At 67.4% G+C, this 26,071-nt stretch carries 21 protein-coding genes and 1 riboswitch; of the genes, 17 read left to right on the forward strand and 4 right to left on the reverse strand.

Features of this window, described 5'->3' with window-relative positions; genetic code table 11:
* The first annotated feature begins 62 nt into the window (after window positions 1-62).
* The 7 genes from AC1MEQ_RS10950 to AC1MEQ_RS10980 all read left to right on the forward strand — a co-directional run bounded on the left by AC1MEQ_RS10950 (window position 63) and on the right by AC1MEQ_RS10980 (window position 10,253).
* Entirely contained in the window at window positions 63-2,114 is a 2,052-nt protein-coding gene (locus AC1MEQ_RS10950; protein WP_479790669.1) for an ABC1 kinase family protein, read from the forward strand.
* On the forward strand, window positions 2,111-3,541 hold the full coding sequence (locus tag AC1MEQ_RS10955; RefSeq protein ID WP_479790671.1) for an amidase: 1,431 nt from the start codon (window positions 2,111-2,113) through the stop codon (window positions 3,539-3,541). Before AC1MEQ_RS10950 ends, AC1MEQ_RS10955 begins: the two co-directional genes overlap by 4 nt.
* A gap of 52 nt (window positions 3,542-3,593) precedes the next feature.
* A complete protein-coding gene (locus AC1MEQ_RS10960) occupies window positions 3,594-5,051 on the forward strand; it encodes a peptide MFS transporter (RefSeq protein WP_479790673.1) in 1,458 nt (485 codons plus the stop codon).
* A 95-nt stretch (window positions 5,052-5,146) separates the two neighbouring features.
* Complete coding sequence (pgm, locus tag AC1MEQ_RS10965; RefSeq protein WP_479790675.1) at window positions 5,147-6,808, forward strand: phosphoglucomutase (alpha-D-glucose-1,6-bisphosphate-dependent); 1,662 nt, start codon at window positions 5,147-5,149, stop codon at window positions 6,806-6,808.
* A 361-nt stretch (window positions 6,809-7,169) separates the two neighbouring features.
* The gene (locus tag AC1MEQ_RS10970) at window positions 7,170-8,450 is read left to right on the forward strand and encodes a quaternary amine ABC transporter ATP-binding protein (protein WP_479790677.1); all 1,281 of its coding nucleotides are present in this window, start codon (window positions 7,170-7,172) and stop codon (window positions 8,448-8,450) included.
* Window positions 8,451-9,302, forward strand: coding sequence for an ABC transporter permease (locus tag AC1MEQ_RS10975; protein WP_479790679.1), 852 nt, complete (start codon window positions 8,451-8,453; stop codon window positions 9,300-9,302).
* Window positions 9,303-9,344: 42 nt separating this feature from the next.
* Window positions 9,345-10,253 (forward strand): glycine betaine ABC transporter substrate-binding protein, encoded by a 909-nt coding sequence (locus AC1MEQ_RS10980; RefSeq protein ID WP_479790681.1) that lies wholly within the window; start codon window positions 9,345-9,347, stop codon window positions 10,251-10,253.
* Between the two features lie 97 nt (window positions 10,254-10,350).
* Here the strand turns inward: AC1MEQ_RS10980 and AC1MEQ_RS10985 are convergent, their stop codons facing one another.
* Complete coding sequence (locus tag AC1MEQ_RS10985) at window positions 10,351-11,781, reverse strand: aldehyde dehydrogenase family protein (protein WP_479790683.1); 1,431 nt, start codon at window positions 11,779-11,781, stop codon at window positions 10,351-10,353.
* Window positions 11,782-11,858: 77 nt separating this feature from the next.
* Window positions 11,859-11,960, forward strand: a riboswitch (TPP riboswitch).
* On the opposite strand from AC1MEQ_RS10985, the gene thiM reads away from it, so the two are divergent.
* The 5 genes from thiM (at window position 11,952) to AC1MEQ_RS11010 (ending at window position 17,401) form a co-directional block, all read left to right on the forward strand.
* On the forward strand, window positions 11,952-12,773 hold the full coding sequence (gene thiM / locus AC1MEQ_RS10990; RefSeq protein WP_479790684.1) for a hydroxyethylthiazole kinase: 822 nt from the start codon (window positions 11,952-11,954) through the stop codon (window positions 12,771-12,773). It overlaps the preceding riboswitch by 9 nt.
* Complete coding sequence (gene thiE, locus AC1MEQ_RS10995) at window positions 12,770-13,444, forward strand: thiamine phosphate synthase (protein ID WP_479790686.1); 675 nt, start codon at window positions 12,770-12,772, stop codon at window positions 13,442-13,444. The genes thiM and thiE overlap by 4 nt, the downstream gene beginning before the upstream one ends.
* Complete coding sequence (gene thiD / locus AC1MEQ_RS11000; RefSeq protein WP_479790688.1) at window positions 13,441-15,009, forward strand: bifunctional hydroxymethylpyrimidine kinase/phosphomethylpyrimidine kinase; 1,569 nt, start codon at window positions 13,441-13,443, stop codon at window positions 15,007-15,009. Before thiE ends, thiD begins: the two co-directional genes overlap by 4 nt.
* 67 nt (window positions 15,010-15,076) lie before the next feature.
* Window positions 15,077-16,393, forward strand: a complete 1,317-nt coding sequence (locus tag AC1MEQ_RS11005; RefSeq protein ID WP_479790690.1) for a uracil-xanthine permease family protein — start codon at window positions 15,077-15,079, stop codon at window positions 16,391-16,393.
* Between the two features lie 9 nt (window positions 16,394-16,402).
* A complete protein-coding gene (locus AC1MEQ_RS11010) occupies window positions 16,403-17,401 on the forward strand; it encodes a phosphotransferase (protein WP_479790692.1) in 999 nt (332 codons plus the stop codon).
* Here AC1MEQ_RS11010 and AC1MEQ_RS11015 read toward each other — a convergent pair.
* Window positions 17,398-18,093, reverse strand: coding sequence for a glycerophosphodiester phosphodiesterase family protein (locus AC1MEQ_RS11015; RefSeq protein ID WP_479790695.1), 696 nt, complete (start codon window positions 18,091-18,093; stop codon window positions 17,398-17,400). The two genes, AC1MEQ_RS11010 and AC1MEQ_RS11015, sit on opposite strands and share 4 nt — an antisense overlap.
* A 151-nt stretch (window positions 18,094-18,244) precedes the next feature.
* Here AC1MEQ_RS11015 and AC1MEQ_RS11020 point away from each other — a divergent pair, with 151 nt between their 5' ends.
* Window positions 18,245-18,928 carry a nitrilase-related carbon-nitrogen hydrolase gene (locus AC1MEQ_RS11020; protein ID WP_479790698.1) on the forward strand — a complete coding sequence of 228 codons (684 nt, stop codon included), beginning with the start codon at window positions 18,245-18,247 and terminating at the stop codon, window positions 18,926-18,928.
* Between the two features lie 62 nt (window positions 18,929-18,990).
* Here the strand turns inward: AC1MEQ_RS11020 and AC1MEQ_RS11025 are convergent, their stop codons facing one another.
* Window positions 18,991-20,118, reverse strand: a complete 1,128-nt coding sequence (locus AC1MEQ_RS11025) for an HNH endonuclease signature motif containing protein (protein ID WP_479790700.1) — start codon at window positions 20,116-20,118, stop codon at window positions 18,991-18,993.
* A 363-nt stretch (window positions 20,119-20,481) separates the two neighbouring features.
* On the opposite strand from AC1MEQ_RS11025, the gene AC1MEQ_RS11030 reads away from it, so the two are divergent.
* The 3 genes from AC1MEQ_RS11030 to AC1MEQ_RS11040 are packed head-to-tail and all read left to right on the forward strand — an operon-like array spanning window position 20,482 to window position 23,530.
* On the forward strand, window positions 20,482-21,567 hold the full coding sequence (locus tag AC1MEQ_RS11030) for a site-specific integrase (protein ID WP_479790704.1): 1,086 nt from the start codon (window positions 20,482-20,484) through the stop codon (window positions 21,565-21,567).
* Entirely contained in the window at window positions 21,564-22,499 is a 936-nt protein-coding gene (locus AC1MEQ_RS11035) for a tyrosine-type recombinase/integrase (RefSeq protein ID WP_479790705.1), read from the forward strand. Before AC1MEQ_RS11030 ends, AC1MEQ_RS11035 begins: the two co-directional genes overlap by 4 nt.
* Window positions 22,496-23,530, forward strand: coding sequence for a tyrosine-type recombinase/integrase (locus AC1MEQ_RS11040; protein ID WP_479790706.1), 1,035 nt, complete (start codon window positions 22,496-22,498; stop codon window positions 23,528-23,530). The genes AC1MEQ_RS11035 and AC1MEQ_RS11040 overlap by 4 nt, the downstream gene beginning before the upstream one ends.
* On the opposite strand, the gene AC1MEQ_RS11045 is transcribed toward AC1MEQ_RS11040, so the two are convergent.
* On the reverse strand, window positions 23,507-24,562 hold the full coding sequence (locus AC1MEQ_RS11045; protein ID WP_479790708.1) for a DUF222 domain-containing protein: 1,056 nt from the start codon (window positions 24,560-24,562) through the stop codon (window positions 23,507-23,509). The two genes, AC1MEQ_RS11040 and AC1MEQ_RS11045, sit on opposite strands and share 24 nt — an antisense overlap.
* A gap of 269 nt (window positions 24,563-24,831) precedes the next feature.
* On the opposite strand from AC1MEQ_RS11045, the gene AC1MEQ_RS11050 reads away from it, so the two are divergent.
* On the forward strand, window positions 24,832-26,028 hold the full coding sequence (locus AC1MEQ_RS11050) for an IS110 family RNA-guided transposase (RefSeq protein ID WP_479790710.1): 1,197 nt from the start codon (window positions 24,832-24,834) through the stop codon (window positions 26,026-26,028).
* Window positions 26,029-26,071 lie beyond the last annotated feature (43 nt).

Raw genomic sequence — 26,071 nt, forward strand, 5'->3', positions numbered from 1 at the left:
CCTGCTGAGGTTCCCAGCCTATAGTGGGTACGGACCGCTCCCCCGAAAGATGAAGGGAAGACATGGACACCACCACCGGAATCGCGGCCCTCGACGGACTCGGGTGGACGTTGACGGTCATCATCGGAGCCGTGTTCCTGGTCCTCCAGGCGTGGGTCGTTGCCGGCGTCTCCCGCCGGGTCCTCGGCGTCCCCGTCGGTTGGCCCCGGTCCATCGCCGTCGGGCTCCTGATGTCGGCCGGGCTGGGCTTCGTGGTGCGCTACCTCTTCCGGGCTGCCTACGTCGGTGATGCCACGCAGCTGCAGGTCTCCCCCACCGTCGCGCTGATGTTTGCCGCCCTCGCCCTGATCTGGGTCTTCGCACTGGGCGTGGCCCTGCTGATGGTCCTGGAGATCACCTTCCCCACCGGAACCCTGCCCTCCCCGGTCCGCCTGTTCACCGGGTGGAAGACGCGCCGCTCGCAAAGTGCCCGGTACTTCCAGGTCATGCACATCGCCGTGCGGCACGGCCTGTTGGCCCAGGCCCGCGGGCTGAACCGCCGTCATGCCGAGGCCCGCGAAGACCAGACGGCACGGGCACTGCGCGAGGCGCTCAACGAGGCCGGCGTGACGTTCGTGAAGCTCGGCCAGATGCTCTCCACCCGCCGCGATCTGCTCTCCGAGCCCTACATCCGCGAGCTGTCGCACCTGCAGACCCAGGCGACCCCCGAGCCGTGGCCCGTCATCGAGGCGGCCCTCGCCGAGAGCCTGGGCCGGTCGCCCCGCGAGGCGTTCGCGGCGATCGAGGAGGAGCCCCTCGCTTCGGCCTCCGTCGCCCAGGTGCACCGGGCGACCCTGCATGACGGCACCCGGGTGGTGGCAAAGGTCCAGCGCCCCTCGGCCCTGAAACAGGTCGAACGCGACCGGGCCATCGTGGTGCAGATCGCCGGCTGGCTGGAGCGCTCCGCCCCCTGGGCGCGCCGCCTCGGGGTGTCCACCCTGGCGCGCGGGTTCTCCGATTCGCTCAGCGAGGAACTGAACTACCGGATCGAAGCCGAGAACATGCTCGCCATCGAATCCGCGCTCCGGGATTTCGAGGTCATCGTGCCCCGCGTCCATGCCGAATTCAGCGGGCCCCGCCTGCTGGTGATGGACGAGCTCGATGGCCAGCCTGTCGGTGCCGCCGGCGCCGCACTGGCCCAATGGGGCCCGGACCGGCGGAGGGAACTGGCCGGGGAACTGCTCAAGGCCACCCTGCACCAGATCTCCGGGGACGGCGTCTTCCACGCCGACCTGCATCCGGGCAACATCTTCATCACCCGGGAGGGGGGCGTCGCCCTGCTGGACTTCGGCGCCGTCGGACGCCTGGATCCGGGGAGCCAGCAGTCGCTGAACATGCTGTTGTTCTCCATCGACAAGAACGACAACCAGCTGGCCACCGACGCCCTGCTGGGGCTGCTGGACCGGCCGGCGGACTTCGACGAACGCGGCTTCGAGCGCTCCCTGGGCCAACTGCTGGTGCGCTACCGCAACGGCTTCGGAGGCCAGGGCGGGTCGGAGATGTTCACCGCCCTCTTCTCGCTGATCGTCCGCCACGGCTTCTCCGTCCCACCCCAGGTCGCCGCCGCGCTGCGTGCCCTCGGGGCGTTGGAGGGGACGCTGGGCCTGATCGATCCCGGAATGAACGTCGTGGCCGCCGCCCGGGAAGCCGGCCGGAAGATCATTGGCGCCCAGTTCACCCCGGGCACCCTGAAGGACGAGCTGGAGATCCGCGCCATGCAGCTGCTGCCCACGTTGCGCGAATGGCCCCGGCGGCTGAACAAGATCACCGAGGACATCGAACGCGGCCGGCTCTCGGTCAACGTCCGCGTCCTGGCCCACCCGGCGGACCGCGGGTTCCTGAACCGGCTGGTCCAGCAGGTGGTCGTGGCGCTGCTGGCCGGGGCCGCGACGCTGGCCGCCATCATCCTGATCACCACCGAATCCGGCCCGTTCCTCACGGAGAACGTCAGGGTGCACGCCTTCTTCGGCTACGTGTTGCTCTTCATGGGCTTCATCCTGGCGCTGCGCTCGGTGGTGCTGGTCTTCCAACGCGACCGCGACGACGAACACGACACCCGGGAGGCCCGCAGATGAACACCCCTGACCACCCGGCCACCCGCGGCGCGGCACTTCACGAACGCACCGCCGTCGAACTCCGGGACCTGATCGCCTCCGGCGAGGTCTCCTCCCGCGAGGTCACGGAACACTTCCTGGCGCGGATCGAGGAGCAGAACCCGCGACTGGGCAGCTTCATCACCGTCACCGCCGAGCAGGCCGTGGCCGCCGCCGATGCCGCCGACGGGGTCGCGGCGCGGGCCCGTGCCGCCGGCACGCCGCTGCCCCCGCTGCACGGGGTCCCGCTGGCGTACAAGGACCTGTGGGACGTCGTGGGGGTCCCCACGACGTTCGGCACCGCGGCCCTGCCCCCTGCCACCGCTGCCGAGGACAGCCCCCTGGTGGCCCGGTTGCGCACGGACGGCGCGATCTCGCTGGGCAAGACCCAAATCCCCGAATTCGGGCTGAACTGCTACTCCGAGAACCTCATCGCGCCACCGGCGCGCAACCCCCTGGATCCCTCGCTCTCCCCCGGCGGCTCCTCGGGCGGCAGCGCGGCGGCCGTCGCCGCCGGCCTGCTGCCGATGGCCCCGGGGAACGACGGCGGCGGATCGGTCCGCATCCCCGCCTCCGCTTGCGGGCTGGTCGGGTTGAAGCCCGGGTTGGGCACGGTGCCAGCGGATCTGGCCAACGGGCGGGTGGACCGTTTCGGCGCCCCCCGCTTCGTGGTCTCCGGGCCCCTGGCCCGCACCGCCGAGGACGCCGGGCTGCTCATGGACTCGATGACCGGCACCAGCGGGTACCTGGAGGCCGCCCGGGGCGCCCGGCCCGCGGACGGCCGTCCGCTGCGGATCGGCCTGACCCGGGTCTCGCCCTTCGACGGCCGGTACCCCATCGCCCTGGATCCCACGGCGGAGGCGGCGCTGCAGGCCGGGGTTGCCCTGTTGGAGGCTGCGGGCCACCGGGTGGAGACCGCGGACATCCGCTATGACAACCGCTATCCCGAGGCGTTCCAGGCGATCTGGACCGCCGGATTGGCCGAGGCCGGGCTCCCGGACGAGGCCGCCCCCGCACTGATGGAACTCACCCGCACCTTCCGGGCGCGGGCCATGGCCCGGCCCACGGCGGAGAAGCGGTCCGCGGCCGCCGTGCTGCAGAAGATCGCCGAGGACTGCCGCGCCCAATGGGGCCGCTACGACGCCGTGCTGACCCCCGCCATGGCGCAGACCCCCCGGCCGCTCGGCTGGTACACGTCCCACGACGCAGACTTCGACTACGAACTCCAGTGCCGGTACACGCCCTACACGTCGGTGGTCAATGTCGCCGGAACGCCTGCCGTCACGGTGCCGACGCTGCGGACGGACGGTGGCCTGTCGATGGGTATCCAGCTGACTGGGACGAACGGGTCCGAGCGCGGGCTGCTGGCCCTGGCCGCCCAACTCATGAATGTCTCCAGCGGAATGTGATTCAGTTCACTGAAGTAGGCGTTTTGGAACACACAAGCGCAAAATACTGTAAATGACCTCACTGAATACCACGCGGGAACCGGCCGGAAAGACCTTCTTTGGCCACCCTCGGATGCTCTTCAACCTCTTCAATGTCGAGATGTGGGAACGCTTCTCCTTCTACGGCATGCAGGGCATCCTCGCCTACTACATGTACTTCGAGGTGTCCAAGGGCGGCCTAGGCCTGGACCAGGGGCTGTCCCTGAGCCTGGTCGGCGCCTACGGCGGCACCGTCTACCTCAGCACGATCTTCGGGGCCTGGATCGCCGACCGGCTATTCGGCTCCGAACGCGTGCTGTTCTACACAGCCATCATGATCATGCTCGGCCACATCGCCCTGGCGGCGTTGCCCGGCGTCGTCGGCCTGACCGTGGGCCTGCTGCTCGTGGCCCTGGGTTCCGGCGGCCTCAAGGCGACAGCGACCACACTGGTTGGTTCGTTGTACTCGGAGAAGGACACCCGCCGCGACGCCGGCTTCTCCATCTTCTACATGGGCGTGAACATCGGCGCCCTGATCGGCCCCCTGCTCACCGGCCTTCTCCAGACCCGGCTGGGCTTCCACTACGGTTTCGCCCTGGCGGCGATCGGCATGGCCATCGGCCTGACCATCTACGCCCTCGGGCGCAAGAACCTGCCGGCCACCACGCACCACGTCACCGATCCCCTGCCCGCAAACCTTCGCGTGCGCTACGCGGTCGGCGTACTGGTCGGCCTGGCGATCATCATCGTCCTGCTGACCACCGGCGTCGTCCATGCCGACAACCTGGCCACCACCATCGCCATCGTCGTTGTCGCGGCTTCGGTCATCTACTTTGCCGTCATCCTGGGCTCGAAGAAGGTCAACAGCATCGAACGCCGTCGCGTCACGGCGTTCATCCCCCTCTACATCGCCTCGGCGGCCTTCTGGGCGCTGTTCCAGCAGCAATTCACGTTCATTGCCGTGTACTCGGAGAAGCGGCTGGACCGCAACCTCTTCGGGTGGGAGATGCCAGCGAGCTGGACCCAGTCCATCAACCCCGTCTTCATCATCATCTTCGCCGCAGTTTTCGCCGGCATCTGGACCAAGATGGGCGACAGGCAACCCTCGACCCCGCTGAAGTTCGGCGCTTCGCTGGTCATCGTCGGCATCGCCTTCCTGGTCTTCATCCCGCTGAACTCGCTGGAGAAGACCCCGCTGCTGGCTCTGGCGGGCATCTTGTTCCTGTGCACCATGGCAGAACTGCTGCTCAGCCCGATCGGCCTCTCGGTCGCCACGAAACTGGCCCCGGTCGCCTTCACCACGCAGATGGTCGCGCTGTTCTACCTCTCCGTCTCGCTGGGCACGACGCTGGCTGGCATCCTCGCCGGCTTCTACACCGCGGGCAACGAGATCCCCTACTTCATCGCCCTCGGCGGTACCTCGATCGTCCTGGGCATAGCGCTCATGTCGGCCGTGAAACCGATCAAGGCCCTGATGTCCGGGGTGAAGTAACCCGGCTGTTCACACCACGTCAAAAAGGCCCCGATCCCCGGACATCTCGTTCGGGGATCGGGGCTTTTTGGCGTCCCTTCTGGTTAGCTGTACCCATGGCTGCCAATCGTGCGGGAACGCGTGCACTCCCCGAAGACCTGATCGACCTCGATGCCGTCCGTTCGGCGTACTTCGACGTGGTGCCAGACCCCGAGGACCCCTCTCAACGGGTGGCCTTCGGTACCTCCGGCCATCGTGGGCGCTCAGTCGACGGTTCCTTCAACGAGAACCACATCGCGGCCATCACGCAGGCGATCGTGGAGTACCGGAGCCGCCAGGGCATCGCCGGGCCGTTGTTCGTCGGCAAGGACACCCACGCACTCTCCGATCCGGCGCAGGACACCGCCCTGGAGGTCCTCGTCGCCAACGGCGTCGACGTGCGGGTCGATGCCCGCAACGGCTGGACCCCCACCCCCGCAGTCAGCCACGCGATCCTCACCCACAATCGGGACGTCCCGGCCATCGACCGCGGCCGGCAGGCCGATGGCATCGTCATCACCCCCTCACACAACCCGCCTTCCGACGGCGGAATCAAGTACAACCCCCCGCATGGCGGCCCCGCCGACTCCGACGCCACCTCGTGGATCGCCGGTCGCGCCAACGACCTGCTCACCGCCGGGCTGGCCGGGGTGAAACGCGTGACGATCTCGCAGGCCCGCTTTGCGGAAAACCTGGGCAGCCACGATTTCCTCTCGGCCTATGTGGGCTCATTGTCCGACGTACTCGACATGGACGCCATCCGTTCCGCCGGGGTGCGCATCGGTGCCGACCCCATGGGGGGCGCGTCGGTGGACTACTGGGGCGCAATCGGCGAACGGTATGGCCTCGACCTGACCGTCGTGAACCCCGAGGTCGATCCCCGGTGGTCCTTCATGACCCTGGACTGGGACGGCAAGATCCGCATGGACTGCTCCTCCCCCTCGGCCATGGCCGGTCTCATCGCCAAGGTTCGGGACGGTGGTGCCTCCTTCGACATCGCCACCGGCAACGACGCCGACGCCGACCGGCACGGAATCGTCACCCCGGACGCGGGGCTAATGAACCCCAACCACTTCCTCTCCGTCGCCATCGACTACCTCTACCGGCACCGTCCGCAGTGGCCACAGGGCGCCGGGGTGGGCAAGACACTCGTCAGCTCCTCCATGATCGACCGCGTGGCGGCCTCGTTGGGCCGCGAACTCGTCGAGGTCCCCGTGGGCTTCAAGTGGTTCGTTCCCGGATTACTGGACGGCACGGGAGTCTTCGGCGGCGAGGAATCGGCAGGGGCGAGCTTCGTGCGCTTCGATGGCTCCCCGTGGACGACGGACAAGGACGGGTTGCTGCTCGCCTTGTTGGCCTCGGAGATCCAAGCCGTCACGGGCACCTCACCCAGCGAGCACTACGCGCGCCTGACCGCGGACTTCGGCTCGCCCGCCTATGCGCGCATCGATGCCGCGGCCACCCGCGAACAAAAGGCCGCCCTGGCCAAACTTTCGGCCAGCGACGTGTCGGCGGCGGAACTCGCTGGCGAACGCATCACGGCCCGGCTGACCGAGGCCCCGGGCAACGGCGCCCCCATCGGCGGCCTGAAGGTCACCACCGAAAACGCGTGGTTCGCCGCCCGCCCCTCGGGAACCGAGGATGTTTACAAGATCTACGCCGAATCCTTCAAGGGCGAAGAGCACCTAAAGCTGGTCCAGCAGGAGGCCAAGTCGCTGGTCGACTCCATCATCGGCTGACGGGTTTGACGCGACCCTCCCCCGGAATCCACCCGATTGCGGAGACTTTGACAACCCGGCGAGTCACAATGCCATAACTTCGCTGGACCCCTTGCGCCACAAGGGATGCAGTCCGGTGATTCCCGGGTGTACCCTCGGTCAAACGACGGATTTCAGCCCACGGCGAACAACGGGTTGTTAGCGTTGCGGTAGAAAGCCAATCACTCGCCCTGTCAGACGGACTTTCTTGGCCCCGACCCCTGGTGGCCAGGGGACCGCCCGTCGAGGTCGGGTTGCCGAGCAATCGGTCTGCCTCCACCCGGACCCAGGCCGTGGACGGGAAAACGTGAATACTACTGAGACAGCGCAACCGGCGCTACGCGTGAGCAATGCGTATAAGGTCTTCGGCCGCCGGGGCAACGAGGCGGTCAAGCTCCTGAAGTCCGGAAAGACCCGCAAAGACGTAGCTTCACTGGGAACCGCAGCCGTCATCGACGCGAGCTTCGACGTCAAACCCGGCGAGATCTTCGTCGTCATGGGACTTTCCGGTTCCGGCAAATCCACCCTGATCCGCATGCTCAACGGACTCTGGCCGATGACCAGCGGCTCGGTCGTCATCGGGGACACGGACATCGCCAAGATCTCCGCCAAGAAGCTGCGCAAGGTCCGCCAGAAACGCATCTCGATGGTTTTCCAGCATTTCGCACTCCTCCCGCACCGCACCGTCCTGCAGAACGCTGCGTACGCCCTGGAAATCCAGGGTGTCGGTATGGCAGAACGGACCGAACGGGCGAACAAGGTCCTGGACGTGGTCGGGCTGGAGGGCTGGGGCGACAAGTACCCCAGCCAGCTTTCCGGCGGCATGCAGCAGCGCGTCGGTCTGGCCCGCGCCCTCGCGGCCGAAACCGACATCCTGCTCATGGACGAGGCCTTCTCCGCCCTGGATCCGCTGATCCGTCGGGACATGCAGGAACAGCTGGCTGCCCTGCAGGCCGAACTCGGCAAGACCATCGTCTTCATCACGCACGACCTGAACGAGGCCATGTTCCTCGGCGACCGCATCGCCGTCATGCGTGACGGCGAGATCGTGCAGATCGGCACTCCGGATGACATCCTCACCCACCCGGCAAATGACTACGTCTCCGCCTTCGTGCGCGACGTCGACCGAACCCGGGTGCTGACCGCCGGAACCGTGATGGAGGCCCCGCGAGCCGTCGTGAACCTCACCGGCGGGGCACGCAACGCCCTGCGGACCATGCGCGAATTGCAGACGTCGGCAGCGTTCGTCCTCGATCGCCGACGCGTCTTGCTCGGGTCAGTCCGCGACCGCGAGGTCATGGCCCTGCTCGAACGCGGCGGTTCCGACCTCGAGGAGATCATCACCTCCCGCAACGCGCCGATCACCGCCGACACGGCCCTCAACGACCTCTTCGGACGCTCGGTGGAATCGCCGATCCCGCTCCCCGTTGTCGACGACGAGGGCCGCCTGATCGGTGCCATCGCGCGCGCCACCCTGCTCTCCGCCCTGGGCAACGTCCCCTCGAGCACCAGCGGCATGCCCGTTGTCTCTCCGGGCCAGACGGCCGGGAACGAGGACGGCGCATCCATCCGGGCGGACGATGTGCCCGACCAGTCAGCCGACGATGAGGGAGGTGCCCGCTAAATGGGTGACGACCTGTTCCGCATTCCCGTCGGCGATTGGGCCAAGATGGTCCTCGACTGGATCATCGAGAATCTCGGCGGTCTCTTCGACGTCATCAAGTTGTTGTTCCAGAACTTCTACGATGGGCTTGCCTACGTCTTAACCGAGCCCCCGTTCTGGGCCGTCATCATCGTCCTAGCAGCTCTGGCATGGGTGGTGAAAAGCTGGAAGCTCGGACTCGGCACGGCGATCGGCCTGCTGCTCATCTACGGAATGAGCCAATGGCAGAACGCCATGGACACGTTGGCACTGGTCCTGGTGGCCAGCATCATCGCCGTGGTCATCAGTATTCCCCTGGGTATCCTTACCGCCAAGTCCCGAGTGGCTTCGACCATCGTCAAGCCGATCCTGGACTTCCTCCAGACGATGCCGGCCTTCGTCTACCTGATTCCGGCCTTGCTCCTACTGGGCATCGGCCCCGTTCCCGGCATCGTGGCAACGATCGTCTTCGCGATGGCGCCGGGCACCCGGTTCACAGAACTGGGCATTCGCAGTGTCGACACCGAAGTTGTCGAGGCCGGGCAGGCCTTCGGCGCTTCGCCGGGACGCATCCTGCGCCAGATCCAGATCCCGCTCGCCCTGCCGACCATCATGGCGGGTATCAACCAGATCATCATGCTGTCGCTGTCAATGGTCGTCATTGCCGGCATGGTGGGGGCCGGTGCCCTGGGCGGCGAGGTCTACCAGGCCCTGACGACCCTGAACACTCCGCTCGGCGTCGAATCCGGTCTCTCAGTGGTCATCCTGGCCATCTTCCTGGACCGGATCACCGCCTCCCTCGGCCACACCAACATGCCTGCGAAAAATGCCTGACCCCTGCGCCCCGAGGACGGGGCGCGACGAAAGGAACACGGAATGAAAAAGAAACTCGCATCAGTCATGGGGATCGCCGCGGCGGCAGCCCTGGCGCTCACCGCTTGCGGCGGTGGAAGTGGCAGCGATTCTGGCGCCCCTGCCTCGCCGGACAACGGCGACAAGAAGGAACTCAAGATCGGCGTGATGGCCGGCTGGGACGAAGGTGTCGCCGTGTCCAACCTGTGGAAGCAGGTTCTGGACAAGAAGGGGTACGACGTCGAGCTCACCGGCGCCGATGTCGCTCCCATCTTCTCTGGTGTCTCCACCGGCGACCTCGACCTGACCATGGACGTCTGGCTGCCGCAGACACACAAGGACTACATGGACAAGTACGGCGACAAGATGACCGAATTGGGCACCTGGTACGACAACGCCAAGCTGACCATCGCCGTCAACAAGGACGCTCCCATCGACTCGTTGGCCGACCTGGCCAAGAACGCCGACAAATTCAACAACACGATTTACGGCATCGACCCGGGTGCCGGACTCACCAAGGCCACCGAGACCAAAGTGATCCCCCAGTACGGCCTGGAGAAGATGAAGTTCATCACTTCCTCGACCCCGGCCATGCTCACGCAGTTGAAGAAGGCCACCGACGCCGGCGAGAACGTCGTCGTCACCCTGTGGCGTCCGCACTGGGCCTATGACGAGTTCCCGATCAAGGACCTCAAGGACCCGAAGAACACACTGGGCACCGCCGAGCACATCACCGCCTACGGTGACGCAACCTTCGAGAAGGACTATCCGCAGCTGACGAAGTGGATGAAGGACTTCAAGATGGACGACGAGCACCTGTTCTCGCTGGAGAACGCCATGTTCAACGGCACCGACACGGACGACTACGCGCCCATCGTCGACAAGTGGATCTCCGAGAACCAGGAGTATGTGGACTCGCCGACCAAGGAGTAGCTGGCACCGCGGTCCGCCCGAAAACCGACCGCGATCAAGGACCCGGTACGAACCCATGGTTGGTACCGGGTCCTCGTGCGTCCGACGGGTACAGCGCTCACCCCATCGAACGCATGATCCGCCGCTTCGCCCACCCGAAGGGCGGGTAGATGGCCCGCAGGGTATCGATCATCGCGGTCTTCGAGAGCACGGGTCGTTGCTGGCTGAAGGTGTCGAACCCCGACTTGCCGTGGTAGTTCCCCAGGCCCGACGCCCCGACTCCCCCGAAGGGCAGGTCGGGCACGGCCAGGTGCATGTTGCACACGTTGTGTCCGATCCCCCCGGCGCGCACCTGGTCCTCGAAGGCGGTGTGCAACCGGGGGCGTTCGCTGAAGAGGTAGGCGGCCAGCGGGGAGGGCCGTGAGTTGACGAACCGCACCGCGTCGTCGAACCGGTCGACCCGGACAATTGGCAACACCGGCCCGAAGATCTCCTCGGTCATCACCGGGGCCGCCGGGTCGACATCCGCCAACACCGTCGGTTCGACGTAGCGGGTGGCCGGATCGCTCGAGCCGCCGGAGACCACTCGGCCCTGCTGCTGGTAGGCGGCGATCCGGGAGAAGTGTCCGGCGTTGACGATCCGCCCGTAATCGCGGCTGGACGATGGGTCCCTGCCGTAGAACGAGGCGATCACCTTCGGCAGGAACTTTTCGAGCTCTGTGGCCGCATGCTCGCCCACGGCCAGCACGTAGTCCGGGGCCACACAGGTCTGTCCGGCGTTCATGAACTTCCCGTGGGCGATCCGGCGGGCGATGGCCGCGAAGTTCCCGTCGCAGACGACGGCGGGGCTCTTCCCGCCGAGTTCAAGGGTCACCGGTGTGAGCTGCTCTGCCGCAGCGTGGGCCACGATACGCCCCACCCGCTCCCCACCGGTGTAGAAGATGTGGTCCCACTGCTGGCCCAGCAGCTCCGTCGTCGTCTCCGCGGCCCCTTCCACGACGGCGACAGCCCGGCGGTCAAGGTAGGCCGGGACCAGCCTGGCCAACAGGGCGGAGGTGGCGGGTGCGAGTTCGGAGGGTTTGAGGACCACGGTGTTCCCTGCGGCCAGCGCACCCACGAGCGGGCCGAGCAACAGCAGGACGGGGTAGTTCCACGGGGCGATGACCAGCACCATGCCCAGCGGACGGGCCTGGATGCGTGCGGTAGCCGGCTGCAGCGACACCGGTACCCGCACGTGCCGGTCGGCGACCCAATCCCCCAGGTGCAGTTGGGCGTGGTCGATCTCCGCCTTGACGCGGTCCAGTTCCGTCAGGCGTGATTCGGCGGCCGGCTTGCCCAGATCGGCCGCCAGCGCATCGCACAGTGCGTCGTCGTTTTCCTCGAGCAGCCGTTCGAGCGCCTTCAGCTGCGCGGCCCGGAACCGGCGCGGCTGGGCCAGCCGCGAGTCGGTGGCATCGCGCAGTCGCCGAGCGGCGGCAATCGGCAGCTCGGCCGGCCCCACGGGCTCCACGGGGGCGTCGGGCGGTGCGGTGCGTCGGTTCTTGGCCATGCGTACGACAGTAGCGCCCACAACAGGTGAGGCGGGTCGCCAAGTTGTCCCGTGACGGGGGCACCGGTAGGCTCGCGCTCATTGACACGGGGTGTCCGCCCAACCGGCGCGGACTGAGAAAACACCCGCCAGAACCTGATCTAGTTAGTACTAGCGGAGGGATGTCGCCCATGCCCATGCATGCGCCCACCAGCACCTACACACCGGCCGATCTGGGCCGGGCCATCGAGAAGCTGCGCACCACGGCACCGTTGGTGCAGTGCCTGACCAATGCCGTCGTCACGAACTTCACCGCCAACGTCCTGTTGGCCGTCGGGGCATCCCCGGCCATGGTGGATGTGCCCGGCGAAGCCGCGGAGTTCGCCCCGGTGGCCTCGGCCGTGCTCGTCAACCTGGGCACCCCGCACGCCGGGCAGCGCCGCGCCATGCTGCAGGCGGCGCGCAGCGCACGCAGGGCCGGGACGCCCTGGGTCCTGGACCCCGTGGCCGTCGGGGCACTGGATTTGCGGACCCGGTTCGCCGCGACGCTGCTGTCCGAACGCCCCACGGTCATCCGCGGCAACGCCTCGGAAATCCTCGCGCTGGCCGGTTCCGGCGCGGGCGGCCGCGGCGTGGACGCCATGCACGACGTCGACGCTGCCCTGGTGCCCGCCTCCCACCTGGCCGCGGCCACCCCCGCGGTCGTCGCCGTGTCCGGACCGGTGGACCTGGTCACCGATGGCACCCGCAGCGTCCGCGTCCGCGGCGGCGATGCCCTGCTCACCCGCATCACCGGTGGCGGCTGCGCCCTGGGTGCCCTCGTGGCCGCCGTCGTCGCGGCCAACGACGACGATGCCCTGCTGGGCACGGTGGCCGCCCACGCGCTCTACTCGGTGGCCGCCGAACGTGCAGCCGCCACCGCGGCCGGGCCCGGGTCCTTCGCCGTCGGGTTCCTCGACACCCTGGCCGCGATCGGTCCCGGGGACCTGGCCGCCGGGGCGGTGATCGCATGACCGCGCCGACGCCCGGGACCGGGATCTACCTCGTCGCCGACGCGGCAAGCACCGCGGGCCGGCGGTTGGCCGACATCGTGGCCGCAGCCGTCGCCTCCGGGATCGGGACCGTCCAGCTGCGCTGCAAGGACCTCTCCGCCCGCGACTTCCTGGCCGAGGTCGCGGCCTGCGCCTCCCACACCGCTGGCCGGGCACTGCTGCTCGTCAACGACCGGGTCGACGTCTACCTGGCGGCCCGCGCGGCCGGGATCGACGTCGGTGGTGTCCACATCGGGCAGCATGACCTGCCCGCCGGCAGCGTCCGGGGCCTCATCGGCGCGGACGCGGTGCTCGGCCTGAGTGCCAGCACGCCGGCGCACTTCGCCGCCGTGGCTGCCCTGCCCGCCGGGACCGTGGACTACCTGGGCACCGGGGCCGTGCGCCCCACCCCCACCAAGAAGGACCACCCCACCCCGCTCGGCTTCGACGGCTTGGCCGAACTGGTCGCCCAGGCACCCCTGCCGTGCGTGGCCATCGGCGGATTGGGCCATGGCGACGCCGCAAGTGTCCACGCCGCGGGAGCCGCGGGGATGGCCGTGGTCCGGGCGATCTGTGCCGCGGACGACCCCGGCGCCGCCGCTGCCTCGCTGTACGCCGAATGGGCCGGCGCCACGCGGGAGGGAGCCCGATGACCCGGACACACATCCCCAACGTCCTCTCGATCGCCGGTTCGGACCCCTCGGGCGGGGCCGGCATCCAGGCCGACCTGAAATCGATCGCCGCCTGCGGTGGCTACGGCATGGCCGCCATCACCGCGCTGACCGCGCAGAACACCCTGGGCGTCACCGGTGTCCACACCCCGCCGGCGGCATTCCTGACCCAACAGCTCCAGGCGATCTCCTCGGACATCCGCATCGATGCGGTGAAGATCGGCATGCTGGCCACCACCGACGTCATCGAGGCGGTCACCGCCTGGCTGGGCACCCGGCCAGGCACCGCCGTCGTGATGGATCCGGTACTGGTGGCCACCTCCGGCGACCGGCTCCTGGAGCACGACGCCGAGGCCGCCCTGCGTCGGCTGCTGCCCCTGGCCGATGTCCTCACCCCGAACACCGCCGAACTGGCGGTCCTGCTCGGCGAACCCGAGGCGGCCGACTGGGCTGCCGTGCTGGGCCAGGCAGAGCGGATGGCGACGCGGTACGACGTGCTGGTGCTGGCCAAGGGCGGGCACTTGGCAGGCGCGGAATGCCCGGATGCGCTGGTCGGTCCCAACGGCGTGCTCACCGAGGTGTCCGGCAAGCGGGTCGGCACGCGGAACACCCACGGCACCGGCTGCTCGCTCTCCTCGGCGCTGGCCACGCTGCACGCCCGGTGCGGGGACTGGGGCGATGCGCTCCGGCTGGCCCGGGAGTGGCTGCAGGACGCCCTGGTTGCCGCGGACGAGCTCGAGGTGGGCGGTGGCCACGGTCCGGTCAACCACTTCGGGGCGCTCTGGGCCGGGCGGATGGCCCCCTCGGCCGAGGCGCTGCTGTCCACCTGGTGGGAGGGGATCGCCGGCCTGCGCTCACGCATCGATGAGCTGGCGTTCATCCGTGCGCTGCGCGACGGGAGCCTCCCGGCCGGCGAATTCCATTTCTACCTGGCGCAGGACGCGCTGTACCTGCGCACCTACTCGCGGGTGCTTTCGCGGGCCGCACAGCTGGCACCGAACCGTGCGGAGCAGGCCTTCTGGGCCGGCGGAGCCGTGGGCGCACTCGCGGAGGAGGCCAACCTGCACCGGCTCCGGCTGGGAGCCACGGCGGATCCGGCACCGAGCCCGACGACGTCGGCCTACCTGAACCATCTGGTCGCCTCCGATGCGTCCTATCCGGAACTCGTCGCGGCGATCCTGCCGTGCTACTGGCTGTACCAGGACATCGGAGCGCGGCTGGCCGCCGCGGCCCACCCGGGACACCCGTATGCCGACTGGCTCACCGCCTACTCCTCGCCGGAGTTCGACACGGCCACGGCCGAGGCGATCGCCACGGTCCAACGGGTGGCCTTCCGGGCGGATGCCGCCGGGTTGGCGGCCATGCGGCGGGCCTTCGACGAGTCAAGCCGGCACGAATTGGCGTTTTTCGCGCAGACCTCAGCCGATGCCGCCGGGTTGGCGGCCATGCGGCGGGCCTTCGACGAGTCAAGCCGGCACGAATTGGCGTTTTTCGCGCAGACCTCAGCCGATGCCGCCGACGGAAGGGTCGGCGCGGTCGCCCTGTAGGATTCCGTGGGGGTTCCGCAATGTTCCGGGCCCCCACGAGAACACCCGCAGGGCCTACGGAGGACACATGAGCAGCAACCTCGGCTTCGGCTGGACGGTCCACGGCGACGGCAAGACGATCCGGCCGGGCACGGTCGTTGCACCGGATGAACGCCTCAGCTGGTTCCAGACCACCGGCATCGGCGTCCAGCACGTGATGGCCATGTTCGGTTCCACCGTGCTCGTGCCGGCGCTGACCGGCTTCCCGGTGACGGCCACCCTGTTCTTTTCCGGCGTCGGGACGCTGCTGTTCCTGCTCATCACCGCCGGCCGCGTTCCGAGCTACCTGGGCTCCTCCTTCGCGTTCATCGCGCCGGTGACCGCGGCCATGGCCGGGCACGGCTTCGCTGGCGCGCTGGGTGGGGTGGTCGTCTCCGGGCTGGCACTGTTCATCATCGGGCTGGTGGTGCAAAAGTCCGGCACCGGTTGGATCCACGCCCTGATGCCGCCGGTGGTCATGGGCACAATCGTGGCCCTGATCGGGTTGAACCTCGCCGGGGCCACGACGGAGGCCATGCAGACGGTACCGCTGACGACGTTCACCACCGTCGCCGCCATCGTCTTCTCCGCCGTCTTGTTCCGGGGCCTGCTCGGACGCCTCTCGATCCTCGTGGGCATCGTGGTCGGCTACCTCGTCGCCCTGGCCCAGGGGCAGGTCCAGTTCACCGCAGTCGGCGAGGCCGGATGGCTGGGACTGCCGCCGTTCGCCTTCCCGGAGTTCCACCTCGACACGCTGGCCCTGTTCTTGCCGGTGGTATTCGTCCTGGTCGCCGAGAACATCGGCCACGTGAAGACGGTGGGGCTGATGACCAACCGCAACCTGGACGACGTCAATGGCCGGGCGCTGATGGCCGACGGCGTGGCGAGCATCGTGGCCGGTTTCGGCGGCGGTTCCGGAACCACGACCTACGCCGAGAACATCGGCGTCATGGCGTCCTCCCGGGTCTATTCCACGGCCGCCTACTGGATCGCCGGCATCGTCGCCATTCTGCTGGCGTTCTTGCCGAAGTTTGGCGCCGCGATCAACTCCATCCCCACCGGGGTCAGCGGTGGGGCTGGCATCGTGTTGTACGGCATGATCGGCATCATCGGCGCCCGGCTATGGGTACAGAACAAGGTCAACTTCTCCAATCCGATCAATCTAATGACCGCGGGGGCGGGGCTCATCATCGCCATCGCCAATCCGACGATCGCGGTCGGGTCGATGCAGTTCGGCGGCATTTCCCTGGGGACCATCGCCACGCTGGTCATCTTCCACGGCATGCGCGGCATCGCCCGGTGGCGGGGGACGGAGCCGACCGACGCCCCTGAATACCAGGGCTCGACGCCCAGCAAGATCGGTTAGGTCCACGACATGGCGGAGTGGAACGAGTACTGGGCCACCGATGCCTGGTTCGAGGAGATCGACACCTGGGTGTCGATGGTGCTCGAGACCTACGAGTTGCGTCGGACCGGGCCCCTGGAGCGCGGCGGCATCGACCTGTGGTCCACCCAGGTCGTCGTGCACACCGACCACGGCAGGCTCTTCCTCAAGGCCGTGAACCCCGGCCAGCAGTCCGAGGTCGCGCTGACGGCCGCCGCGGCGCGACTGGCCCCGGACCAGCTGGTGATGCCGCTGGCCGTCGAGCCGATGCGCGGCTGGATGATCTCCCCCGACTATGGCGAGACCATGGCCCGGATCCCCAGCACCGACTACCGGCTGTGGGAACGTATCCTGCAGGACTTCGCCCGTCTGCAACGGGGCCTGGTCCCCTACGGGGATGAACTCTTCGACGCGGGGCTGACCCAGTTGGCCCCGGCCCACTTGCCCGGATACATCGATGACCAGGTCCTGCTGCACGCCTCCCTGCCCGCCGACCACCCACTGCACCTTCCCGCCCGGGATGCCGACGAGCTGCACGGCCAGCTGGAGCCGATCCACGGGATGTGCGAATACCTGGCGGCCGGTCCGGTTCCCTTGTCCCTGGACCACAACGACCTGCACCGGGCGAATGTCTTCCTGCCCTGCTCGCCCGATGAACCACTTCGCTTCATCGACCTGGGCGACGCCTTCTGGGCCCACCCGTTCTCATCGCTCGCCGTCCCCCTGCGGACCATGTCCAAGGAATTGGACACGACCCCGGCCGACCCGCGCATCCGCCGGGCCGTGACGGCCTACCTGCACGAATGGGACGAATACGGCAGCCCCGACGAGTTGCGCCACTACGTCGAGCCGGCCCTGCGGCTGGGCAAGCTGCAGGCCCACGGGACGTGGTTGCGGATCCTCACCGGCGCCAGCGATGCCGACATGGAGCGCTACGCCCCCCGGGTGCTGCGCCCCTTGGCCGAACTGGTCGCGCCCCTGACGCTCTAGTCGCCGCGCTGGGGCCAGAACCCCCGGGCTTTCATCGCTTCGGCGAGCACGTCGGCCCGGTCAGTGATGAGCCCGTCGACGCCGAGATCCAGCAGCCGGTCCATGTCCTGCCGTTCATCGACGACCCAGACATGGACGTGGAGACCCACTCGATGGGCCTGGGCCACGAAGCGCGGGGTCACCACCCGTAGGCGGCCATGGCGTTCCGGGACCTGCAGGGCAGCGAGCCCGCGCAGCCAGGGGCCGGCCAAGGACATGAGACCCAGCTTTCCGAGGAACACCGCTGCCGCCACGGTGACGACGCCCGGGCTGGTGGCGGTCGGCGCCTCGAGCAGATCGAGCACCCGGCGGCGTCTGGCATCGGAAAACGAGGCGACCAGGACCCGGTCGTGGGCGCCATATTGGTTCACCAGCTCGGCGAACGGTGCCACGGAGCGATCATCCTTGATGTCGACGTTCAGTCGCACGTCCGGCCAGGCGGCGAGAACCTCCTCGAACCGTGGAATCGCGTTCCCCGACACCCGGTACCGCAAGACCTCCGCATGGTCTAGGTCCTCTATATGGCCCGTGCCGTCGCTGACCCGTTCAACGGTCTCATCATGGATCACCATCACTACCCCGTCCCGGGTGGTGCGCACGTCCAGTTCCAGGTAGCCGTAGCCTCGCTCCACGGCGGCGCGGAATGCGTCCATCGTGTTCTCGCCCCGCGCGGGAGACCCACCGCGATGGGCAAAGGCCAGTGGCCACCCCGCACGCCGGGAACCGCCACTAGGATGCAGGTAGGGGAATGTTACCGATCGCCGAATTCTCACGCTGCCGACTCTACCGCCCGGGAGGTCCGTCATGGCCGCACCCACCGTGCACCATGCCTCCGGCACGCCCGGCCGCGATCCGGAGTCCAACCTGGAGCGGATCCGCGTCCGCATGGTGGAGGCGCGCCGGGCCGGAGCGGACCTGCTGGTCACCCCGGAACTCTTCGTCACGGCGGAGGCCAGCGCCGATGGATCCCTGCTGCGCGAACGCCTCCGGTGGATCGCCGGATCCGTCGGGGTCGGTCTCATCGCCTCCACTCCGGAGGCCACCGACTGCGCAACGTACATCGGGGCGGACTGGTGGGATGCGGCAGGGAACCAGGTGGCCCACGTACGCAAGCACCACCTGGCTGACTGGCAGCGGGCCCGTGGTTTCACTGTGTGGAATGGCCGTCCTCAGCCTCTTCTGACCAGTGGGTATTCCGAAGTGGACATGTTTCTCCCGGTGGCACTGGCCTTCCTCGACGACGTCGCGGACCCCGCCTATGCCTACTACCTGCGCGACCAAGGGGTCCGCACCGTCCTGGAGCTGGGGCCGGCCTCGAGCCGGCTCGAAACGATCTCCCCGACCCGGGCTTGGTCCCCCAAGCACACCGGCGTTCCGTTCCCCCAGGCCGGACCGCTGCCGGAGGAGCTTCTCCGTCCCCTGCCGCGGATCGCCGACGCCTGGTGGACGGGGGCTGGGGTCCCCCCGGCTCCGGGGTGGGGGTCCTGAATCGGTCGTCCTCCGCACGCGGATGGGAAGGTCGGCGTCGGGTCACACCTCCCGGCCGGCCATCAGTACGGTGGCTCGGCTGGTGGTGCGGGTGGGGCTTCGGGGGCCGGCCGCAGGGGGTTGTCCCGGTCGTCGGGACGGTTGATGATCGGTGGCCCGTATCCTCCGGCAATACGCTTCAAACGGCGTTTCCGGGTGGCCTTCGCGGCGCCCGTCTTGGCGTAGCGTCCGCGCAGGGGTTCGTCGGTCGACGAATCGGGGACATCCTGGATCCGTCCCCACTCCCGCATCTGCAGCGCCTCGTAGCGTCGGTACTCGATCCTCCCCGCCCTGGTGTCCCGCAGCGGGGAAGGCGGATCCGTCGTCGGCTGCCCATGGCGTGTCGCTGGGGAGGAATCGTCCACGCCGGTGACATCTTCCGCTCCGCGGCGTGGATGGTAGGGCTGTGGTTCGACGTGGGGGATCCTCGAGTCGGGATCCTCTGGCGGTGGTTTGCGGCCGTCGCCCCCGGCGGGGCCCCCTCCGGCAGCTTGCCGGGGGTCGGCAGCAGCCCATGGCGCCGCAGGATAGGAGACCCGCCGGGTTCCGAACAGACTCGTGACCAATATTGTCCCGCCGGCGCACTGCTCGACCTCGATCAAGCCCAGGGACTTCAAACGATGACAGCGGTGGCACCCGAAGTGGAGATTCGCGATATCGGTCCCGCCACCATCCTGCCATTCCTCCGTGTGGTCGATCTCGCACGTTCTCAACGGCCCCGAGCATCCGGGCGTGGTGCACGACCCGTCCCTGAACTGCAGGGCCGCCCGCTGTGCTGCGGTGGGGCGGTACCGTTCCCGGCCGAATTCCACCACGGCCCCGGTCACCGGATCCGTGATGAGCCTCCACCAGGTCTTCGCTGCGGTCATGAGTTGCGCCGCCGATTCCTGGTCAATGGGCCCGCCACCGAGAAGGGTCGGAACCGGGGACCCCGGTTTGAGCTCTGCCGTCGCGATGCTGCTGCCTCCCCCGACGCGGATGGCAGCGGGGCCGTCGACGGCCGTGTCGTCACAGCCAACGGGTCCGCCGGGCGTTCCGGGCAGCATGGTCGCCGGAATGGCGACGAACACCTCCGCCCCGACGGTCTCCAGTCCCTGGCCGCGGGGCCCATTGAGCATCACGTCGGTGTTATTCCGAGGTCGGAATAACATGGATTGTTCCGATTCTCAGATTATTCCGATTTCTGCGTGAGCGGTCCTGTGGCTTGTACGATCTCTCCTTGCGATCGGGATAAACCTGTTGGGCCCGGAAGCTAGCGCCCGGCATCCTGGGCCGGGGAATTCCCCATGGACTCGGGAAGAGTGGCCTGTGCATCGTGGTGTGACCGCGGCCCGTTCCCGAGTGGCCGCGACCATCCGATGGAGGTCTGGGTCATGGAGAAGGGTCTATCAACGCTTGTCGGGGGCGTGCTGGCGGAAGCCAAGCGCATTGGCTTGGCCGATTCGACAGTCGGGTACTACCGAAGCTGCTGCCGCGTGGTGGTTCGGTACTGCGAGAGCCGGGGGATCGATCGGTTGACAGAAAAGATCGTGGCGGAGTTCCTGCCGGCCATGGACGAACGGGTGCAGCGTGGCCAGATCGGTCCCATGACGCGGTCGACGCTGGAGAAGACAGCCGAGATGATGCTGCAGTTCCAGCAGACCGGTGCCGTTCTCTGGCGACGGCGCAGGCCGCCCTCGGGCTTGGGAACACCGGGGGAATCAGTCCTTGTTGCCTTCGCGGAGTCGCTGCATGACGAGCTGGCATCGCGTTCGGTGAGCTCGATGGTCGGCGAGGTGCGCCAGTTCCTGCGCTATCTGGAAGGCACCGGCTGCACCCTTGGATCTGTGACGCTTGATGAGGTCCGCGGCTTCCTCGTCGAGGCCGGGCCCCGTCACACCTCGGGCATGGGCAACACCGTGTGGGCCATCAAACGGTTCTTCAGGTTCGCCAACCAGGAGGGCTACTCGATGTTGGGGGTCGAGGTGATGCTGGCCAGAGTCGGGCCGCGGCGAGTACGGGCGCTGCCGTGCTTCACACCCGAGGAGACCGCCCGGATCCTCGCCGCGATCGAGACCGGCTCTGCGCGCGGGAAGAGGGACTACGCGATGGTCCGGTTGGCGTTGTCGACCGGATTGCGCTGCGGCGACATCCTCTCGCTGAGGTTGGAGCAGATCGACTGGCACCGGGATGAGATCCGCCTGGTCCAGCACAAGACCTCGGCACCGCTGACGCTGCCGCTGTCGGCAGAGGCCGGCAATGCGATCGCGGACTGGCTCCTGCATGGCAGACCGGCATGCCATGCGCCCGAGGTCTTCGTCCGCGTCCGCGCCCCGTTCGTGAAGCTGAGCGGGCCGACCGGGGCGCAGGTCATGAACCGGTGGCTCCCCAAGGCCGGCGTGTCCCACCGGGCCCACGACGGCAAGACCTTCCACGCCCTGCGTCGCACGACGGGCACCCGCCTGGTCGAGTCCGGCGCCGAGCTGGAGCTGGCCGCCCAGGTCCTCGGCCACGGCCGCCTCGACTCCTCGAGGCGCTACATCGCCTTGGCCGACGGGTCCCTGCGGGAATGCTGCCTGCCGCTTGACCAGTTCGCCCCCACCATGGAGGCCCTGCGATGAACGCGTTGTTCGGCAGCGGCTTCGCCTCCCACATCGAGGCGATGCTCGAATGGCGGACCGGTCTGGGCTACGCGAGGACCTTGGCCTATCCGATGCAGCGCTTCGACAAGTTCTGCCAGACCCATCGACCCGGCGAGACGATTCTGACGCGGGAGCTGGTGACGGCCTGGTGCGCGGAAGGAACCTGCACCGAATGGCCGGCGTACAAAACCCGCGCGATCCGCGAGTTCGGCAAGTACCTGACGATGATCGGCATCGAAGCGTTCCTCCTGCCCTCCGACTGGATCAGTCGCCCCGCCAGGACCCTGCCGCACATGTTCACCGACGAGGAGCTGACCTGCTTCTTCGCAGCGACTGACTCATTCCCGGCGAACCCGGCAAGCCCGTTCCGCGAATACACGATCCCGGTGTTGTTCCGGCTGGTGCTCGGCTGCGGGCTACGGCCGCAGGAAGCCCGGCGGCTGCGCCGCCGTGACATCGACTACGACCAGGCGGTCGTGGTGATCGAACAGTCAAAGCGCAACAAGGACCGCCGTGTCCCGATCGATGCCGGCATGGCCGCCCTGCTGGCCCGCTATGAGGAACTGGCGAACCTGCGCCGCCCCGACCGGGAGTTCTTCTTCGAATACCACCCCGGACAGCCATATCCGGGCCGTTGGCTGACCGCTTCGTACCACCGGTGTTGCGCCATCGCCGGGGACCTGGCACCTGGCTCGACGCCCTACACGCTGCGCCACAACTTCGCCACACGCACCCTGACGCGCTGGGTCGAGGAAGGCCGCGACCTCAACGTGTGGCTGCCCTACCTGTCGGCCTACATGGGCCACGAGAGCTACTCCGGCACCGCCTACTACATCCATTTGCTGCCCGAGAGACTGTCCGCCACAGGGCTGACCGGCGTGGCAGGAATCATCCCGGAAGTGACGCCATGACCACGTCTAACGACAGCTTCTACCGGCATCTGCGCGAGTGGTTCACCGTGTTCCTGCCCCGGCAACGCGGCGCCAGCCCGCACACCATCACCTCTTGTCGCCACACCTGGAACATGCTCCTGGCCTACCTCGCCGAGAGCCGACAAGTTCCGCTGGACCGGATCACCTTCACGATCCTGGACCGTGCCTGCGTCCTCGGATTCCTGGAGCACATGAGGACCACACGTGGATGGACGGCGACGACCTACAACCAGCGCCTGGCCTGTATCCGTTCCTTCTTCAGGTACGCCGCCACCGCCGAACCGACACTGGCCATGCACCTGACCGAGCTCAACGGCATCCCCGCGCTGAAGGCCCCGGCTACCCCGACCGTTCGCCACTTGACGACCACCGCCATCGCCGCCCTGCTGGCCACTCCCGACCCCGCCACCAGGATCGGTGCGCGAGACCAGTTCTTCATGATCCTCATGTATGACCTGGCCGCCCGCGACGCCGAGTTGCTCGCCCTGACCCTCGGCGACATCGACGTCAAACGGCTCACCGTCGAGCTGACAGGGAAGGGATCCAAACCCCGCCGCCTGCCCATCACCACCGAGACCGCCGCCCACTGCCGCCGCTACACCGCAGCCTTCCACCCCGATCCTGACCCGGCGCAACCGCTGTTCTACACGATCCACGGACACCGCAAGACCCCCATGTCCGACGACAACGTCGCCAGGTTCTTGCGGCAGCACGGTGCCAAGGCCCGTGAAAGCTGCCCCGAAATACCAGAGAAAATCCACCCCCACATGCTGCGGCACTCCCGGGCCATGCACCTCTACCAAGCAGGCATGCCCCTGGCGCTACTCACCGAATGGCTCGGTCACGCTGACCCCGAGACCACGCTGATTTACGCACACGCTGACACTGAAATGAAACGTCAAGCCCTCGCCAAAGCCACCGGCGGAATCAGCACCAGTCCACCAGCCGTACCGATCTGGCACCACCACGAGGACATCATCCAGCGCCTATGCGGCCTCACCGGAGGCTAACCCTTTTATCCCGACAACCGCACCACCGGTGCAACTCCGCCCCAGGTCACGCGCCCGTCCAGCAACGACACCAACCCTTCTCGGAATAATCTGAGAATCGGAACAATCGGTGAACACATCCGCCCTCAGCTGGTCCATGGTCCTCTTCTCCGCCGGATCCTCTACGGGCGGCGCGGAAGCGACGTCTCCCCCGGCATCTCTCGCCGCCTGCTGCACCTTCGCCGCGGAGTCGGGGTCTGACTTGAGCAACCGGGCCATCGCATCAAGCTTCGAGAAGATCGCCTGGCAACTGGCGGTGGGCAGATATCCCGAGAGCCACGACATGCCGTCGGCGGCCTCCTCAACGGTGATCCGGCGATCGCGCAGCGCTGTCCGGGACCGTTTCGTGAAGGACAGTCCGTAGTACTTCTCCAACACCTGCCGGCCGCGGGCACGCAATTGCGACGGGCATTTGCCTGGCGCCAGGGCGAGCATGTCGACACCTAAGTCACGCCGGTCCGCGCGTGCCTTGGCCGCGCGCTCGGCAATCTCCCGCTCCCACTGCTCCTTCGTAGCCTCGTCGGCTTCCTTGCGTGGCACCGGCAACGGCTCCGGAACGATGTGGTGGGCGTGTTCCAGAATGCGTTGGACATGGCTGGTCCCGATCCGCCCCAGGGCCATGGATTCAAGGACCTCGGGCGTATCCATCACCAGGGTCTCTGCTTGTACCAAGATCCGGTGCGCTTGGCCTTGGGATAGACCGGAGAGGAGTGCGATCTCCATGGCGGCGCTCTCGGTGGCCGCGAAGGAAACCATCCGTCCAGTCCGCAGGGAGATCTGCATGCCGCGCCGGGCTTCGAGAGCCTCCAAGCGGGGATCGACAGCGTGCTGGGCCTCCTCGTGGAGCATCGCAGCGGCCCTGAACTTCTCGGACTCGGCAAAGCGGGCCAACGTCTCGGCAGCCTTCAGCCGGGGGGAGCCGCTCACGGAGGTCCCGGCCGTACGCGTGAGCGTCCACCCATCGATCTCGACCGACTCCGCAACCGCTTCCATGACCCCACTCTGCCAGCTGCCACCGACGTAGAGAATGTTAGAGACGGGCTTTCCTGGTGTGACTCAGCCACCGACCGACTCACCTTGTGGTGTCTTTGAATTGATTAGTCCACCAGGGATTCTCGTCTCCCACCACAAGAGCGGACCAGCCGGTGGGGACATGACCTCATAGGAGCGTGCCTCCGCAGCGACGGAGACTCGTCTACGTCCTGTCTGCCCGACCGACTGGCCCTCACCTCCCCCAGTCCAAGGAAGGGGCAGTCATCATCATGACAGCAACACTCGGCCATGTGTATGCCGGAATCGATACGCACCAGAGTACGAATCACGTCGGTGTCATCACCGAGATCGGGAAGAAGCTCGCCGACGAAGAGTTCCCGACGACCCTCGCTGGCTATCAGGCGCTCACGGACTTCGTTCTCTCATTCGGCGCCACCATCGCTATCGGCATCGAGGGCACCGCATCCTACGGTGCCGGCATCACGGCCTACCTGCGCACCCGGAACATCCTCGTCAAGGAAGTTATCCGTCCCAACCGGCAGGCCAGGAGAGGCGGCAAGTCCGACCCCATCGACGCCTACGCCGCAGCGAGGACCGTGGCTGCGGATTTCGACGAGTTACCCGTTCCGAAGCTCCTCGGCGGCGCCATAGACGGGCTCCGCCTCACCCTGAAAGCCAGGACCACCGCGATCAAGTCCCGCACCGCGGCGATCACCCAGATCAAGAATTTTCTCACCACAGCACCGACCCGCACCCGAGAGACATACGCGCAGCTGAGCGAGGCAAAGCTGGTGCCGACATTGGCGCAAATCAATCCTGCACCCGATGATGACCTCGGCCTGGTGTTGAGGCGACTAGCTCGCCGAATCGAGTACCTGACCGAGGAGATCGACGAAGCAGAACACCGCCTGGACACCCAGACGACCGATATCGCCCCCGCCCTGCGAGCAGCGAAAGGCGTCGGCCCCACCACCGCTGCCCGACTGCTAAATACGGTCGGAGAAAACCTCGAACGAATCACCTCGAAAGCCGCCTTCGCCGCCCTCTGCGGAACCAGTCCTCTGCCGGCCTCGTCGGGAAAAACAACCCGCCACCGACTGAACAAAGGCGGAGACCGGCAAGCCAATAGCGCCCTCTATGACATCGTGAAGACCAGGCTCTCCTGGGACCCTCGAACAAAGAACTACAAAGCGAAACGCGAAGCCGACGGCAAAAACACGAAAGAGATCATGAGATGCCTGAAACGCTACGTCGCCAACGAGGTCTACACCCTGATCACCAGACCGCCTGCAGTGCCAGCAACTGACGACCTCAGACCCCTGAGGCAAGCAAGAAAACTATCTCTGCGGATAGTGGCCGACCATTTCGGAATTGGCCAAGTAAAAATCTCCCGCATCGAACGCGCCGAAGCCCGCGACGACGAATTCACCGCAGCCTACCGCGAATACCTCCTCCAAGCCGCTTGACATCTATAGGAGCATCAGATTGGACGGACTCCGGAGCACCGTG

The sequence above is a fragment of the Arthrobacter sp. ASL1 genome (genome assembly GCF_056680475.1).

What these genes read in the sequence shown, in the direction of transcription:
- AC1MEQ_RS10950 (WP_479790669.1), top strand. Translation starts at nt 63, where the DNA reads ATGGACACCACCACCGGAATCGCGGCCCTCGACGGACTCGGGTGGACG.
- AC1MEQ_RS10955 (WP_479790671.1), top strand. Translation starts at nt 2,111, where the DNA reads ATGAACACCCCTGACCACCCGGCCACCCGCGGCGCGGCACTTCACGAA.
- AC1MEQ_RS10960 (WP_479790673.1), top strand. Translation starts at nt 3,594, where the DNA reads ATGACCTCACTGAATACCACGCGGGAACCGGCCGGAAAGACCTTCTTT.
- pgm (WP_479790675.1), top strand. Translation starts at nt 5,147, where the DNA reads ATGGCTGCCAATCGTGCGGGAACGCGTGCACTCCCCGAAGACCTGATC.
- AC1MEQ_RS10975 (WP_479790679.1), top strand. Translation starts at nt 8,451, where the DNA reads ATGGGTGACGACCTGTTCCGCATTCCCGTCGGCGATTGGGCCAAGATG.
- AC1MEQ_RS10980 (WP_479790681.1), top strand. Translation starts at nt 9,345, where the DNA reads ATGAAAAAGAAACTCGCATCAGTCATGGGGATCGCCGCGGCGGCAGCC.
- AC1MEQ_RS10985 (WP_479790683.1), bottom strand. Translation starts at nt 11,781, where the DNA reads ATGGCCAAGAACCGACGCACCGCACCGCCCGACGCCCCCGTGGAGCCC.
- thiM (WP_479790684.1), top strand. Translation starts at nt 11,952, where the DNA reads ATGCCCATGCATGCGCCCACCAGCACCTACACACCGGCCGATCTGGGC.
- thiE (WP_479790686.1), top strand. Translation starts at nt 12,770, where the DNA reads ATGACCGCGCCGACGCCCGGGACCGGGATCTACCTCGTCGCCGACGCG.
- thiD (WP_479790688.1), top strand. Translation starts at nt 13,441, where the DNA reads ATGACCCGGACACACATCCCCAACGTCCTCTCGATCGCCGGTTCGGAC.
- AC1MEQ_RS11005 (WP_479790690.1), top strand. Translation starts at nt 15,077, where the DNA reads ATGAGCAGCAACCTCGGCTTCGGCTGGACGGTCCACGGCGACGGCAAG.
- AC1MEQ_RS11010 (WP_479790692.1), top strand. Translation starts at nt 16,403, where the DNA reads ATGGCGGAGTGGAACGAGTACTGGGCCACCGATGCCTGGTTCGAGGAG.
- AC1MEQ_RS11015 (WP_479790695.1), bottom strand. Translation starts at nt 18,093, where the DNA reads ATGGACGCATTCCGCGCCGCCGTGGAGCGAGGCTACGGCTACCTGGAA.
- AC1MEQ_RS11020 (WP_479790698.1), top strand. Translation starts at nt 18,245, where the DNA reads ATGGCCGCACCCACCGTGCACCATGCCTCCGGCACGCCCGGCCGCGAT.
- AC1MEQ_RS11025 (WP_479790700.1), bottom strand. Translation starts at nt 20,118, where the DNA reads ATGTTATTCCGACCTCGGAATAACACCGACGTGATGCTCAATGGGCCC.
- AC1MEQ_RS11035 (WP_479790705.1), top strand. Translation starts at nt 21,564, where the DNA reads ATGAACGCGTTGTTCGGCAGCGGCTTCGCCTCCCACATCGAGGCGATG.
- AC1MEQ_RS11040 (WP_479790706.1), top strand. Translation starts at nt 22,496, where the DNA reads ATGACCACGTCTAACGACAGCTTCTACCGGCATCTGCGCGAGTGGTTC.
- AC1MEQ_RS11045 (WP_479790708.1), bottom strand. Translation starts at nt 24,562, where the DNA reads ATGGAAGCGGTTGCGGAGTCGGTCGAGATCGATGGGTGGACGCTCACG.
- AC1MEQ_RS11050 (WP_479790710.1), top strand. Translation starts at nt 24,832, where the DNA reads ATGACAGCAACACTCGGCCATGTGTATGCCGGAATCGATACGCACCAG.